The sequence below is a fragment of the Crassaminicella indica genome (assembly GCF_019203185.1).
Classification (GTDB): domain Bacteria; phylum Bacillota; class Clostridia; order Peptostreptococcales; family Thermotaleaceae; genus Crassaminicella; species Crassaminicella indica.
The window spans coordinates 2,741,288-2,756,133 of record NZ_CP078093.1 but is presented as its reverse complement, the minus strand read 5'-3'; the positions used below and the strand labels follow the sequence as shown (position 1 = coordinate 2,756,133).

The following is a 14,846-nucleotide window of genomic DNA, read 5'->3' as shown; positions in this document are numbered from 1 at the left end:
AAAGATCACCTCTTTTTTAAAGTTCTATAATAATATATGGGTAAAAAGTATAAATGATGATTAATGTTTATGTTGTTTATCTATATATATAATTAAAATTGTAACTAAATCACCCTTTACCATCATATTTATATAAGAAGGGGGTGATTTTTTGCGTTATAGGAGATACCACCGTAGAAAGACGAAGGGTAGCTTAAAACTATTTATTGGTATATTACTTATATTTTTAATACTTATTTATGGATTTATGTTAATTGATCAGAAAATAAAACCTGCATTTATAGCAATAGCAGAGGTGAAAGCGAGAGAAATTGCAACTCGTGCAATTAATGAATCTATAAATGCAAAAGTTTCAGAGGATATAAAATATCAAGATTTAATTTTTATTAGAACAGATAATGAAGGTAATGTGACTATGATGCAAGCAAATACTATGATGATGAATAAATTAGCATCACAGGTTGCATTATTGGTTCAGGATAAAATTAAGCAAATTAAAGCTTCTTCTGTAAAAGTACCGTTGGGAACAGTATTTAAGAGTCAGCTTTTAGCTAAATATGGACCTAAAATCAATATAAATGTTACTCCTATTGGAATGGTTAATGTAAATTTTAAAACAGAATTTGAGCAATCAGGGATTAATCAGACAAGACATAAGATATATCTAGTCGTAAGGACACAAGTAAGAATCATAGTTCCATTTTCTTCTAAAGCTACAATGGTTGAAACAGCAGTACCGATTGCAGAAACTATTATTGTAGGAAAAGTACCACAAAATTATATTTTTGTGCCTAAAGATGAAGTTCTCAACTTAGTTCCTAGTGATGTATCACAATAAAACTGTTACAGATTTGGTAACAGTTTTATTTTTGTATGAGGATAAAAATTAAGTGTTAGCTTATGATAGGATATATATTTATTATTCCTATAAATGAATAGAATATGTAAAACAATATCAAAATATGTCGACAATATAAATTATTTTCTAGGTTTAAATTTTTAAAATTTCCATATCATAAAGATAATAGGGGTGAAAAAGAGAAAAAAATTTTCAATAGATCAAAAAGGAGGAAGAGTATGGCAAATATAAACCCAAATCAAGAAAGAGAGCAATGGGGCTCTAAAATAGGATTTATTTTAGCAGCAGCAGGTTCAGCTGTAGGGCTAGGAAATTTATGGAAGTTTCCGTATATGGCAGGTAAAAATGGTGGAGGAGCTTTTGTACTTGTATATTTTATAATATTATTTTTGGTTGGTTTTACTTTGATGCTTGCTGAAATTGTTTTAGGAAGATATACGCAACTAAATGCTATAGGGGCTTATAGAAAAATACGTAAGAGGTGGGCATGGGTTGGAGGCTTGGGTGTTTTAGCCGGATTTTTGATTCTTTCGTTCTACAGTGTTGTAGGCGGATGGGTAATCAATTATCTTGTAAAAGCGCTAAGTGGTGCATTAAATATTACAGATGCAGAAGTTTTAGGGAATATGTTTGGTGAATTAATATCTGGAACAACTGTGCCAATTTTTTATCATGGAGTATTTATGTTAGCAACACTTTTGATTGTACTTGGTGGTATAGGTGGAGGAATTGAAAAATCAAATAAAATATTAATGCCAGGACTTTTTATTATGGTTATTATTCTTGCTATTCGTGCTATGACTTTACCCGGTGCTGTTAAAGGAATCAAATATCTATTAATCCCAGATTTTTCAAAGCTTACAATAGGTGTTGTACTGGATGCACTTGGACAAGTATTTTTTTCATTAAGTTTAGGTATGGGATGTATGATTACTTATGGTAGCTATTTAAGCAAGGATACAAATATTCCACAAAGTGCTACGATTATTCCACTTATTGATACAGGAGTTGCTTTGCTTGCAGGGCTTGCAGTATTACCAGCAGTTTTTGCTTTTGGATTTGAGCCATCAGCTGGACCTGGATTAATTTTTATTACATTTCCTGCAGTATTTGCACAAATGCCTTTAGGTACATTTTTTGCAGTTATGTTCTTTGTATTAGTGTTATTTGCAGCGTTATCTTCATCAATTTCATTGTTGGAGGTATGTGTTTCTTATGTCGTAGATGAATGGAAAATAAATCGTAAGACTGCTACAATTGGACTCGGATTAATATTATTCTTAATAGGTATTCCATGTTCATTATCACTTGGTCCGTGGGCAGATTTTCATATATTGCCGGATAAAGGCTTTTTTGATACTTTTGATTTTGTTTCAAGTAATATTTTACTTCCATTAGGTGGGCTGTTACTATGCATCTTTGTTGGATGGATTTGGGGAACAGATAATGCTATTGAGGAAGCTACCAATGGTGGAACACTAGAATTTAAATTAGCTGGTATATGGTCATTTCTTGTTAAATATGTTGGACCAGTAGCTATTGCTATTGTATTTATGCGTTCATTGATATAATGAAAAGATCGGAATCTTATCCGATCTTTTTTAAATGAGATTTTTTATAATATATGAAAACTTAATGGTGAAATTTTTGCATTTTAGCGTATAATAGACATGATAGAACAAGTTGAGGTTGGTGATTAATATGCAATTGAATGACCATAATGAGATTATGAAAACTGTAGAGCAAAGAGCTATATTAGTAGCTTTAAGTACATCAAGTAAAAAAGAAATAACGACCGTTGAAAATTCTTTAAAAGAATTAGAAGAATTAGCAAATGCAGCTGGTGCAAAGGTATTGCATAAGATAATGCAGAACAAACAAAAAATTGATGCGTCTTTTTACATTGGAAAGGGAAAAGTAGAGGAAATTAAGATGCTTTGCGATGAATTAGATGCTAATTTAGTTATATTCGATGATGAATTGTCAGGTGCTCAAATTAGAAATTTAGAAGAAGCTATTGAAAAAACTATTATCGATAGAACTACTTTAATACTAGATATTTTTGCTCAAAGAGCACAATCAAAAGAAGGTAAATTGCAGGTTGAATTGGCTCAGCTTCGATATAGATTACCAAGACTCGTAGGACTTGGTAAATCTTTATCAAGAACTGGTGCTGGAATAGGTACAAGAGGTCCTGGTGAGAAAAAACTAGAGCTTGATCGAAGACATATTTTAGATAGAATACGTGACATAAAGGATCAACTTGAAGAAATAAAGAAAAATCGTCAAGTTCAGAGAAAACAAAGAAAGAAAAATGAAATGCCTGTTGTAGCATTAGTAGGGTATACAAATGCTGGAAAATCTACACTTATGAATAAGCTTATTACAATGACAGAGCTTTTAGAAGAGAAGGAAGTATATGTAAAAGATATGTTATTTGCTACATTAGATACAGCACATAGAAAAATTATACTACCAAGCAAGGAAGAATTTATTCTAATTGATACAGTAGGATTTGTAAATAAGCTGCCACATGCATTAATAGAGGCTTTTAAAGCAACATTAGAGGAGGTAGAAGAAGCAGATTTATTGTTGCATATTGTAGATGCAACCAATAAGGATTATGAAATGCAGATGAAAGTTACAAATAAAGTGCTTGAAGAATTAGATGTAAAAAATAAGCCTATGATTATTGTATTCAATAAAATAGATCAGGTTAAGAATATGTACGTGCCTTCAGGAGAAGATGTAATTCATATATCAGCAGTAGAAGGGATAGGGATAGAAAAATTAATATGCAAAATAAAAGAAAAGATATTTTCTCATATGAAGAAGGTAGAACTGCTTATTCCATATGATAGAGGAGAGATTGTATCTTACTTATGCGATAAGACTAAAGTAGACCAGTGTGAATATAAAGCAGAAGGTGTTTTTGTAAAAACTTGTTTAGCACCTATTGATTATAATAAATATAAAAAATATTTGGTTTAAATGAAATGGAGTAGTCTTATATGGAAAAAGGGAATAGCTTGAGTTTATCATGGGAAAATTATAATACGATGAAGGATTATATGATAACATATCTTCTATATCATGAAGGAAAAAGCATTGCATTGATTGCTAAGATTAGAAATATGAATGTGGAACAAGTAAAAAGACAAATTATTTTAGCAAAATCAGAAGTTTTTTTTGCAAATGATAATGAGCAGTCTATTTTAGAAAAAATGCTAGAGATTTCAAAAGTTGAGAGGATTAAAATTATTAATAATATGAATATTGAAGATAGAAAAGCTTTGGCAAAAGAAATTTATTATCAATATAATCGAATAAGCAATGCAGAAGATAAAATGATTTTAATTTGGATTATCGGTGAATTAGGGATAAAAAAACTAATTCATATTGTTTATAAGGATATCAAGCATCCTCATGGAAATGTTAGGAGAATGGTGTGTTCTGCTATTAATAAAATTGGGGATGCGAGCGGTATTGAATATCTCCATAAGGCTTTAATAGATCCAAAGCCTCAAGTAAGGCAATATGCTGCAAAGGGGTTAGGAAAAATAGGAAATGAAAAGTCTGTTATGAAGATAAAAAGACTTTTGGGAAATCCTAATGAAAAAAAATATGTAAAAAAAGCATTTTATGAAGCTATTGATAATATTGAGAGGAGATTGGGAAATCCTTAAGGAAGGATTTTCTTTGTCTCCTCTACTAATTTTACAAGATCTTTATATGCCAAAATGGTTCCATGTGCGACAATAGGTCTTCCAAATGTAATCCACTTCAATCTTCTAGAAATAAAACCACCTATTTTCATGAGCCAATTTACGCATGGGAGTGTATCTATAATTAAGAGATCTTCTTCCTTTTGACCTAATATATTCCACATGTCCTTGATGCAGGGAATAATAATATGAGGGACAAACTGCCTTCCGAGGGTGTATATTTTATTGCCACATTCATCAGTCCCTCTATAAATAATTTTTCCAGCATCTGTTTTTTCCAGTGTATCAAAAAAAGGAATATTTAATAAATCGTGTTTATTTGGAGTATGATGAGTAGGTAAAATATTCAAATGAATTGCAGCGGCAGTACAAGATGAATGACAACCACCTACGCAGTGATAAATGATATACAAATAAATCACCTCAAAGTTCTTTTCAATTAGTATGCGTGAAAGAAGTTTAAATTATTATTGGAAATAATACATAAATTTTATTTTGAAAGAAATAATATAGATAAACAACGTCAAAACTCACTTCGTTCAAACAATGAAGGCTCTTAACTTATTTTTCATGTAATTTCATTAAGTTTTTTTGCAAAAGTTATCAAAGTCATTCACTTATATTTATATATTTTTTTAGTGTTTATGTTGTTTATCTATAGAACGAAAATAAAATTTTAAATTTTCAGAAAAACGTTGAAAAAATAGTATGTATAGGTTATGATAATAATATACAATATGAAGGGAGGAATGCCCCATGCTTTTTAGAAATTGCGCTGGTGGTGTAGTGTTCTTTGAGGATAAGGTTTTGCTTTTGAAAAATGAAAAGGATCAATGGGTATTACCAAAGGGTGTAATTCGTAACGGGGATCTTTCAAGAGATGTTGCTTTGACTCGTGTTAAGGAAGAAGCGGGTGTTGAAGCTGAAATTATCTCATGCGTGGGAGAAACTTGTTACGAATTTTTTTCTATGAGCAGACAAAAGCCAGTTTGCAATGAAATAACATGGTATTTGATGAGGGCATTAGAAGAAAATTATCAATTAAATGAGGAATTAGGTTTTAGGGATATTGGTTTTTATGATATTGATGTAGCATTAAATATGATTACACATAATCAAGATAAATCTTTAGTTAACCTTGCATATAAAAAATATAAAGACATGGCTATACAAGAAATAATGGTATAATGATAGAAGAGTAGTTTAGTCTACTCTTCTATTATTTTAGGGAGGGAAAGTTATGGTTAAAAGATATAAAACTATATTTCAATATGCAGAGGTGGAACATGTTATTGACAAATCAAGATTTATTGGTTATGCAAAGCCTGTAGAAACGGAAGATGAGGCGGTGGCTTTTGTAGAAGAAATAAAATCAATACATAAAAATGCAACACATAATGTACCTGCCTTTATAGTAGGGAAAAAAAGTGAGATACAAAGATATAGTGATGATGGAGAACCAGCTGGAACAGCAGGTGTACCTATTTTAGATATGCTCAAAAAGGAAGGAATTACAAATATTGCTATAGTTGTTACAAGGTATTTTGGAGGAATAAAGTTAGGAACAGGTGGTTTGGTTCGAGCATACACTGGCACAGCAAAGCTGGTGTTGAATGAAGCTAAGGTTATTGAAAAAGCTTTGTATGATTTGATTAAAATAAGAATAGATTATTCAATGCTTGGAAAAGTTCAAAACAAAATATTAAATGATGGATATAGTATAAAAGATACAATATTTGATGATGCTGTAAATATGTATATTTATTCTCCTGTAGATCAAAGTGAACAAGTAATGAAAAATATTAAAAACATAACTAATGCAAAAGCTGAAATATCTATACAAGACACATTATACCTTGATGAATTAGATGGGGGGATCATTAAGGAAAGATAATGTGTTGACGGGATTATGAATATATTATAAAATAAATACATAAATTCCGATAAGAAAACTATGGATTGGAGGATTTGTATGAGAGTTGTAAATAATATCACAGAATTGATAGGAAATACTCCTATGGTTAAATTAAATAAGTTAGTTGGAAAGGATGATGCTGAAGTATATCTTAAGCTAGAATTTTTTAACCCGGGTAGTAGTGTAAAAGATCGAATTGCTTTAAATATGATTGAAACAGCAGAGAGGGAAGGAAAATTAAAAAAAGACTCAGTCATTGTAGAACCTACTAGTGGAAATACTGGAATAGGACTTGCTATGATTGGTGCTGCAAAAGGTTATAAAGTAATACTTGTTATGCCAGAGACTATGAGTATAGAGAGAAGAAAATTATTAAAAGCTTTTGGAGCTGAAGTGGTGCTTACAGATGGAGCAAAGGGAATGAAGGGAGCTATTGATAAAGCCAATGAAATTGTAAAAAATAATCCATCTTATTTTATGCCTCAGCAATTTGAAAATGCAGCAAATCCAGAAGCACATAGAAATACTACAGCTTTAGAAATTTTAAAGCAAATGGATAATAAATTTGATATGCTTATTGCTGGAGTAGGGACAGGAGGAACTATTACTGGAATTGGAGAAATCATTAAGAAAGAAATAAAAAATGTAAAAATAGTAGCTATTGAGCCAAAAAATTCTTCTGTGCTTTCAGGAAATAAACCTGGACCTCATAAAATTCAAGGGATTGGAGCAGGTTTTATTCCTAAAACTTTGAATAAAGATATTATTGATGAAATTATTCAGGTAGAAGATGAAGATGCAATACAGACAGCAAGAAAACTTCCTATGAAAGAAGGTATTTTAGTTGGAATTTCGTCAGGAGCAGCTATTTTTGGAGCTATAAAAAAGGCAAAAGAACTAGGAAAGGGAAAGAAAATCGTTGTGATTATTCCAAGCTATGGTGAACGATATTTAAGCACGTCGTTGTTTGATTTTGAATAATATGGTGAAGAAAGACATAGTCTCAGGAGACTATGTCTTTATATGTCGAGGAGTTTTGTGGTATAATATCTAATAGTTTTAACGAATTTATAAAGAAAGGAAAGATCTTGAATGAGTAGAAGCATACAAGAAAAAATTGATTTAACAGTAAATTGGCTTAGAGAAAAGGTAAAAGAGTCTAATACAAAAGGATTAGTAGTAGGAATATCAGGTGGAATTGATTCAGCTTTAGTGGCTAATTTAATAAAAAGAGCATTTCCAGAAAATTCTTTAGGTGTTATTTTACCTTGTAAAAGTAATTCTAAGGATAGATTAGATGCTTTAGAAGTTGCTAAAGCTTGTGGAATAGAGTATGTTGAAGTAGAATTAAGTGAAGTTCATGATAAATTATTTAATAGTGTATTAAGTACAATGCATAGCAAAAAAATATTAGATCAAAATAATCAATTGAAATTGAGTGATGCAAACTTGAGAGCGAGATTGCGTATGAGCACAATTTATTGTATAGCAAATTCACTAAACTATCTTGTTGTAGGAACAGATAATGCGGCTGAAGTGTATACTGGATATTTTACAAAGTATGGAGATGGTGGGGTAGATATTTTACCAATTGCTAATTTATTAAAAAGAGAGGTTTATGAATGGGCAAGATATTTAGGAGTACCACAAAGTGTTATTGATAGACCTCCATCAGCAGGTCTTTGGGAAGGACAAACTGATGAAACAGAAATGGGTACAACATATGATATGATAGATGATTTCCTTGAAGGAAAAGAGATTCCTAAAAAAGATCAAGAAATTATTGAAAGATTACATAAACGTTCGGAGCATAAGAGAAAGATGCCGGAAGCACCACCTGTATTCTAAAAAAACTTGATTGGGTGTTTTTTCTTAGAGTAATTATGAATAATATTTTTTTGCTGACAGATAATATTATTGTACAGGACGATAGGGAAAGGGAAGTCTTAGGATTTGGTCCGATTTTTTATATGGCAAATGTCTTAAAGACCTTTCTCTATTGATCCTGTATTTTTGTGTAAAAGGATAAGCATCATATTGTATATGATGCTTTTATGATACAGGCTTACCTAAATCATCAACCATTAGCATGATGTTTTTCATGACGATGCTTGTATTGATCTTAATAAGATGTATATCCTTTTTATCAAGAGCTTTTTGTAGATTGGTTACAGATGCATCAAATTTATCTGCTGTAGATTTAGCTTTCTTCTCAATCAGTTCAGATTTTATGGTTTGGCCTTGCTCTTTAATTTGATTTAGACTTTTTTGTGCATCAGTATAGTTTCCTATAGCAGCTTGTAATACCATATTTCTTGTAAGATATTTTAATGTATATACGGTAGGTGGAATTTCTTTTTTGAAATAAGGCATAAATTTTGGTAAATAAGAAGTAAGCATATTAGCAGTAGTCATTGTACCAAAATAATTTTGTTCAATTCCATGTTTTGTTAATCTGTCTAGTGTTTCTTCAAAGCCTGTAATAATATCTAGAGAAACATTTTGCTGCGTTAATTGTGGTTCTAATATATTCCATTTATTGTGTATACCTACAATGATTGTATTGATTTTTTTCCATGTTTCAGTAATATCTTTTGGAGGTTTTTCTGCTTGGTTTTCATCAGAAGATGCTTTTTCTTTTTTTAGCAATTCTGTAAGTATACTTTCTTCAATGGTTTTAGGTTTTGGTTTTTCTTTTATATTACTGCTTGAGTCTTCTTTCTTTTTTTGATCTTTATTGTCTTTTGAAGCTATTTCCATTTGTATTTTTTCTATTTTTTCTTTTTCTTCAATTTTCTTTTGTTCTATAATGACTCTTTGAAAGTATGGAACCATATCTGCTGCATACATAATTTTTAATGCATCCTTTTCTATTTCTTCAACTATTTTAGGTAAAGGTTTTTGTTGGTTTTCAGATTTTGAACTTGGCTTTTGAGGTTTTTTTGAGCAGGAAGCAGCAGAAAAAGTGATCAAAAGAATCATGATAAAAAGAATATGTGGCTTTAAATTTTTCATACCATCACCTCTAAAATAGTATTTCCATAGTATGTTTAAAGCATACTGTAAAAGTTAAATTGTGACAGAATAGATTAAACTTATAAACAAAAAAACGATGGACTTATTGTCCATCGTTCAGTTTAATTTAATGGAATATATTCATGAAAGCTGTAATAATACCAACATTGAAGAAGTCTATAAATAAGCTTCCTACTAATGGGATTATGAAGAATGCTACTGGAGCTGGACCATATTTGCTTGAAATAGCTTCCATATTTGCAATAGCATTTGGAGTAGCACCCATACCAAAGCCACAGTGACCACCAGCTAAAACTGCTGCTTGATAATCTCTTCCCATTACATTGAAGGTTACAAAATATGCAAATAATCCCATAAGTATTGTTTGTGCAATTAACATTACGAATAGAGGAACTGCTAAATCAGCAAGCTGCCATAATTTTAATCCCATTAATGCCATTGATAAGAAAAGAGATAATGAAATATTTCCTAATATATCAATTTCAGTACTTGGTGTTTTATAAGCATTTGTAAAATCAGATATATTTCTTATAATAGCTGCAGCAAACATTGCTCCTATATAAGGTGGGAAAGTTGCACCTGTTTTTTGAATTAAAGATGAAATGATTGTTCCAATTCCCATAGCAATGATAATTTGAAATGCAGCTAGTGCGAAGTTACTAGGAATTAATTCTTTTATTTCATTTTCTTTTGTTGTTGCAACTTCTTTTGAAGCTAATGTTTTATTTTTATCTAAAAGATTATGCTTTTCGATCAATCTTTTTGCGATTGGACCACCTAACATACTTCCTACAATTAGACCAAATGTTGCAGAAGCCATTGCTACTGTAGTAGCACCAATAGCACCTTTTTCTTCAAATAGAGGTGCGAAAGCTCCACTTGTTCCATGTCCACCAGTCATAGGAACAGAACCTGTTGAAAGACCGATTAATGTATCTAAATGGAAAACCTTTGCCAAACTAACACCAATAACATTTTGAAGGGATACAAGAATTATTGCAATAATAAGGAATAAAACAACTTTAAGTCCACCTTTTTTCAATAATCTAAGGCTGGCAGTAAAACCAACAGTTGTAAAGAATGCAGTCATTAGTACTTTTTTTAGCGTTCCATCCATTTCAAATTCTATAATACCAGTTTGTCTTAATATTAAAGCAAGTATTGCAAAGATCAATCCACCTATAACAGGTGCTGGAATACAGAACTTTTCTAAAAAGCTCACTTTTTTTCTGATAAACTGACCTACTAATAAAACTACTACTGCAAGAGCTAATGCTTGAATCATGTCTAGTTGTAATATCATATTAGCATACCTCCTATAAATTTATTTTATGAAAACGTTCACAAATATATTATAATGGACATGCTACGTGATTCGACGAATTACAACTAAATGCTACAATTAAAATTTTTACAATTCAATAATTTTAGAAATGATGCAAAAAATCTATCATTATTCTAAAAATTCAGTTTAGAAATGATTCCTTCTATAAATTTTTTGATGTTGATTTTACCTCTATCTTCTTTAGAATTATTTATATGCTTTATTTCTTGTTTTACTTGTTTAAAATCGAATAAAATAGTGCTGTATTCAATAAATTTGTTATTATAATAATCGTCATTTCCAAGTACTGCGACATTTTCTAATGCTTTAAGAATTGTTCTTCTAATTCTTTGTTCGATTGTTCTTGCGTTAATATGAGTATTTTTTATAGCATTTTCTTCCTCTGCAATTTTTCTATAAATATCTTGTAATTGATAATTGGAGGAAAAATTTTTTCTTTTGAATATTAGAACCTTTTCAATAACATTGATCAAATCATTACTGCCAGATTCACTTATTATACCAATATCTGTAAAAATATTGATCATTTGGTTGTTAATACTTGGTTTATCTGTAATATATGATGACTTTTCAATATTAAAGACGGCATTTTTAATCAGTGCAACAGATTTTTCAAGTTCAATATTATGACATACTCCTTTTATAATATTAAGAGCCTCTATCATATTTATAGGTTTGTGAATGAAAAAAACAATACCATTTTCATATGCTTTTCCAATCATATCATAATCTTCTACTTGAGAGATCATGATAAATTTTCCATTATAGCCAAGAGCTTTTGCAGATTCAATAATTTCAATACCATCTTTTATAGGCAATAAAAAATCAATAAGTACAATATCTGGATTATAAAAAAGAATTTCTTCTGCGGCATATTCTCCATTGTCTAATTCTTCTAAAACTTTTCCTAAATTATTTTTTATGATTAAATGCTTTAGCATTTTTCGAATATTAATATCATCATCAATAATTAAAAAAGTATTTAACATAAATTACCACCCAATCAATGAATTTTTTGGTATAATGACCTTAAATGTAGTTCCTTTATTGATAAGAGAATTTACTTCAATAGTACCTTTAAATTCCTCAATAATATGTTTCACATGAGAGAGTCCTATACCTGTAGAAGGTTTACCTGTTTTTTTATCATATTTCATTGTAAACCCAGGATTAAATATTAGTGGAAGTATATCTTCAGCAATTCCTTCACCATTATCCCTTACATAAAAAATAATATTGCTTGTATCACTGTCTTGTTGGATATGAATGTTTCCATGATCTTTACAAGCATCAATAGCATTGAGAATGAGGTTGTTTAAGACAGTAAATAGATGATAGTATTTTTTTAGCTCGAAATCATCTTTGAAGTCAAAATGCATAGAAATAGATTTATTATTTTCTGCAAGATATCTTTGTGTATTTTCTCTTATAATTATAAGCATATCAGATAACATCATTGTACCATTTTTTTCAAATGTTTTTAGGAAATTCTCAAATCCATTTAACACTCTATAGTAGTCTTTTTTAATCTCATGTATTTCGCGAGCAATATCTAAGGTTTTTTCTTTTAAAGTTTTATCATGCTTATAGTCTTCATATAGTTGATAGCTTTTTCGCATGACTTCTTCAATATCATGGGTAGATTTTTTTAAGTAGAACATCTCTGCTTGAATATCAGAAATTAATATATTCAATTGACTGTATCGTCTTTGATGTTCACGTGTTAGTAAAAATAATTCCTGTTTTTTATAGAGCAAATAAATAAAATAGGCAATGATACTTCGAGCGATTCCAACTAAGATTGTCATCTGGATTAGATGAGGAGTAATTTGTTGGCTCCTTGCTAGAATTTCAAATATATTACTAATTATATCAGCAAAAGCCAAAACAATAATAGAAGTAATGAATTGATTTTTTTGTTTTCTAATATTTGTAGCTAGCATAAATAATCCGTATGCAATGTAGTAAATTATTGATGGAAAGTGTAACGATACACTATCTATAAAAGACATAGAAGAAAAGAATATGCGAATAAAGATCCTGACTAAAAATACACCGATGCCAGATAAACAGGAAACGGATAATGGGGAGGAATCTTCATCAATGAGAATAATTAAATTTAACATAATAATTCCTGCTGAAAATCTAAGTAAACTATTAAAGGGATGAAAATATAATTCTCCAAATAAAGCTACTGATATTATAAAAATGAAGTGCTTTTTGATTTTATTCATGATTGCCTCCAAGACCTTAGGTTTACACAATTATTTTATAGCAAAATAAAGTATATCACAAATTATTTTTTTTGAAAAATTTCATATAAATGTTAAAAAGTATTTTTTGAAAGATATTAGGTGAAAATATGTACAGGCACAAAAAATAAGATAATAAATAGAATAATAGTATCGCTATATTAGAAATTAGTTAGAAGGGGGCAGGGTATATGGGTGAAAAAGGTTGGATAAAGAAGGTTTTTCCAGGTGGGAATACAGCAAAGGGATTCTATTCTTATTATGATCATATTATAGGAAGTGATGCTAAGCGATTATTTATTATTAAAGGAGGACCAGGAGTAGGAAAGTCTTCTTTTATGAAAGAAATAGGCTATGAAATGGTAAAGCTAGGATATGATGTAGAGTTTCATCAATGTTCATCAGATAATGATTCATTAGATGGAGTTGTTATACCAGAGCTTAAGATTGCTTTGATTGATGGTACAGCACCACATATAGTAGATCCTAAATATCCGGGTGCTGTAGATGAGATACTGAATTTTGGTGAATTTTGGAATGAAGATGGAATACGCAAGAATAGAAATGAAATTTTAAAAATTACGTCTAAAATCGGGAAACTATTCGAAAGAGCATATAGATACTTTGCTGCAGCAAAATCTATAAGAGATGATATGGAAGTGATTTATGAAGAAGCTTTAGATGTAGGAAAATTTTATAAAGCTGTAAGAATATTGAAGAACGAAATATTCGGTACCTTGAATTATGCAGAAAAGGAAGGAAAAGTACGTCATTTATTTGGAAGTGCATTATCTCCAAAGGGATTAGTAGATGATTATGCAACTATTATTGGGAAAGTAGAAAAGGTATATTATATAGATAGTTCATATGTAAAAGGCGTTTCTAATTTTATGGAAGAGTTTATTGATGAAGGAATTAAAAAGGGACTGTATATGGAAGCATATCATGAATCACTAGATGAAAAAAATATTGAAACACTTATTATACCAAAATTGAATATAGCAATGACTACTAGTAATAAGTATGCACAAAATTACTATAAAAAAATAGAGTTTGATTCTTTTATGAATAAAGAACTTCTAGTTGAAAATGAAAAAAATTTAAAGGAAGATAAAATGATTGTAGAACAGTTGTTAAATGCTGGTATTTCGAATATAACAAAGGCAAAAATAAATCATGATGAGCTGGAAAAATTTTATATTTCAAATATGAATTTTAAGGCAGTAGATGCATTAAAAGAAAAAGTAATTAATAGAATATTGAAATATGCTAGAGAAATAAATTATAAAAATAATTAGGGCTAAAAAGCCCTCAGACTGTTGACAAAGTATAAAAAAGCGAGAATTCTTTTTTTTCAAAAAGGATTTTCGCTTTTTATGTAGAATAAATATATATAGAATAATTTCCCGAAGGGACTGATTGTATTGTTAACTAAGAATAATGGATACCAAAATAGAATTGAAACTGTTATGATTGAGAACCTAGTTTCTGAAGATCATTTGCTTAGAAAAATCAATAAATATATTAACTTTTCATTTATATATGATTTAGTAGAAGATAAGTATTGTTTAGATAATGGAAGACCATCTATTGATCCAGTTGTTTTATTTAAGATGATGTTTATTGGATATCTTTATGGTATTCGCTCCGAAAGACTTGTGGTAATAAGTCAAGATGAAAACAGATAATTTTTTACTAAATTTATGAAAATATT

The 14,846-nt window shown here is 29.8% G+C and carries 14 protein-coding genes and 1 pseudogene; 10 read left to right on the top strand and 5 right to left on the bottom strand.

The annotated features are described in order from the left end of the window. Window positions 1–151 precede the first annotated feature (151 nt). The 4 genes from yunB (at window position 152) to KVH43_RS13125 (ending at window position 4,545) form a co-directional block, all read left to right on the top strand. The gene (gene yunB, locus KVH43_RS13140) at window positions 152–838 is read left to right on the top strand and encodes a sporulation protein YunB (RefSeq protein ID WP_218282959.1); all 687 of its coding nucleotides are present in this window, start codon (window positions 152–154) and stop codon (window positions 836–838) included. Window positions 839–1,077: 239 nt separating this feature from the next. Continuing rightward, window positions 1,078–2,430: a sodium-dependent transporter gene (locus tag KVH43_RS13135; RefSeq protein WP_218282958.1), complete on the top strand. Its 1,353-nt coding sequence runs from the start codon at window positions 1,078–1,080 to the stop codon at window positions 2,428–2,430. Between the two features lie 130 nt (window positions 2,431–2,560). Beyond that, the gene (gene hflX / locus KVH43_RS13130) at window positions 2,561–3,850 is read left to right on the top strand and encodes a GTPase HflX (protein WP_255547772.1); all 1,290 of its coding nucleotides are present in this window, start codon (window positions 2,561–2,563) and stop codon (window positions 3,848–3,850) included. Window positions 3,851–3,870: 20 nt separating this feature from the next. Further along, on the top strand, window positions 3,871–4,545 hold the full coding sequence (locus KVH43_RS13125) for a HEAT repeat domain-containing protein (RefSeq protein ID WP_218282957.1): 675 nt from the start codon (window positions 3,871–3,873) through the stop codon (window positions 4,543–4,545). Here KVH43_RS13125 and KVH43_RS13120 read toward each other — a convergent pair. Further along, entirely contained in the window at window positions 4,542–4,997 is a 456-nt protein-coding gene (locus KVH43_RS13120) for a DUF3189 family protein (RefSeq protein ID WP_218282956.1), read from the bottom strand. The genes KVH43_RS13125 and KVH43_RS13120 overlap by 4 nt on opposite strands. Before the next feature lie 343 nt (window positions 4,998–5,340). Here KVH43_RS13120 and KVH43_RS13115 point away from each other — a divergent pair, with 343 nt between their 5' ends. The 4 genes from KVH43_RS13115 (at window position 5,341) to nadE (ending at window position 8,347) form a co-directional block, all read left to right on the top strand. After that, window positions 5,341–5,772, top strand: coding sequence for an NUDIX hydrolase (locus KVH43_RS13115; RefSeq protein ID WP_218282955.1), 432 nt, complete (start codon window positions 5,341–5,343; stop codon window positions 5,770–5,772). A gap of 52 nt (window positions 5,773–5,824) precedes the next feature. Continuing rightward, the gene (locus KVH43_RS13110; RefSeq protein WP_218282954.1) at window positions 5,825–6,478 is read left to right on the top strand and encodes a YigZ family protein; all 654 of its coding nucleotides are present in this window, start codon (window positions 5,825–5,827) and stop codon (window positions 6,476–6,478) included. 78 nt (window positions 6,479–6,556) lie between these two features. Beyond that, complete coding sequence (gene cysK / locus KVH43_RS13105) at window positions 6,557–7,480, top strand: cysteine synthase A (RefSeq protein ID WP_218282953.1); 924 nt, start codon at window positions 6,557–6,559, stop codon at window positions 7,478–7,480. 111 nt (window positions 7,481–7,591) lie between these two features. After that, window positions 7,592–8,347 carry an NAD(+) synthase gene (gene nadE, locus KVH43_RS13100; RefSeq protein WP_218282952.1) on the top strand — a complete coding sequence of 252 codons (756 nt, stop codon included), beginning with the start codon at window positions 7,592–7,594 and terminating at the stop codon, window positions 8,345–8,347. A 204-nt stretch (window positions 8,348–8,551) separates the two neighbouring features. On the opposite strand, the gene KVH43_RS13095 is transcribed toward nadE, so the two are convergent. From KVH43_RS13095 to KVH43_RS13080, 4 genes are all read right to left on the bottom strand, one after another. Next, entirely contained in the window at window positions 8,552–9,514 is a 963-nt protein-coding gene (locus KVH43_RS13095) for a hypothetical protein (RefSeq protein WP_218282951.1), read from the bottom strand. A 127-nt stretch (window positions 9,515–9,641) separates the two neighbouring features. After that, on the bottom strand, window positions 9,642–10,838 hold the full coding sequence (gene gltS / locus KVH43_RS13090; RefSeq protein WP_218282950.1) for a sodium/glutamate symporter: 1,197 nt from the start codon (window positions 10,836–10,838) through the stop codon (window positions 9,642–9,644). A gap of 155 nt (window positions 10,839–10,993) precedes the next feature. After that, complete coding sequence (locus KVH43_RS13085; RefSeq protein WP_218282949.1) at window positions 10,994–11,869, bottom strand: response regulator; 876 nt, start codon at window positions 11,867–11,869, stop codon at window positions 10,994–10,996. Window positions 11,870–11,872: 3 nt separating this feature from the next. Beyond that, window positions 11,873–13,114 carry a sensor histidine kinase gene (locus KVH43_RS13080; RefSeq protein ID WP_218282948.1) on the bottom strand — a complete coding sequence of 414 codons (1,242 nt, stop codon included), beginning with the start codon at window positions 13,112–13,114 and terminating at the stop codon, window positions 11,873–11,875. Window positions 13,115–13,323: 209 nt separating this feature from the next. On the opposite strand from KVH43_RS13080, the gene KVH43_RS13075 reads away from it, so the two are divergent. Next, a complete protein-coding gene (locus tag KVH43_RS13075) occupies window positions 13,324–14,430 on the top strand; it encodes a hypothetical protein (protein WP_218282947.1) in 1,107 nt (368 codons plus the stop codon). 126 nt (window positions 14,431–14,556) lie between these two features. Further along, window positions 14,557–14,796 (top strand): annotated as a pseudogene (locus tag KVH43_RS13070) (transposase); the annotation flags it as partial. Between the last annotated feature and the right edge of the window lie 50 nt (window positions 14,797–14,846).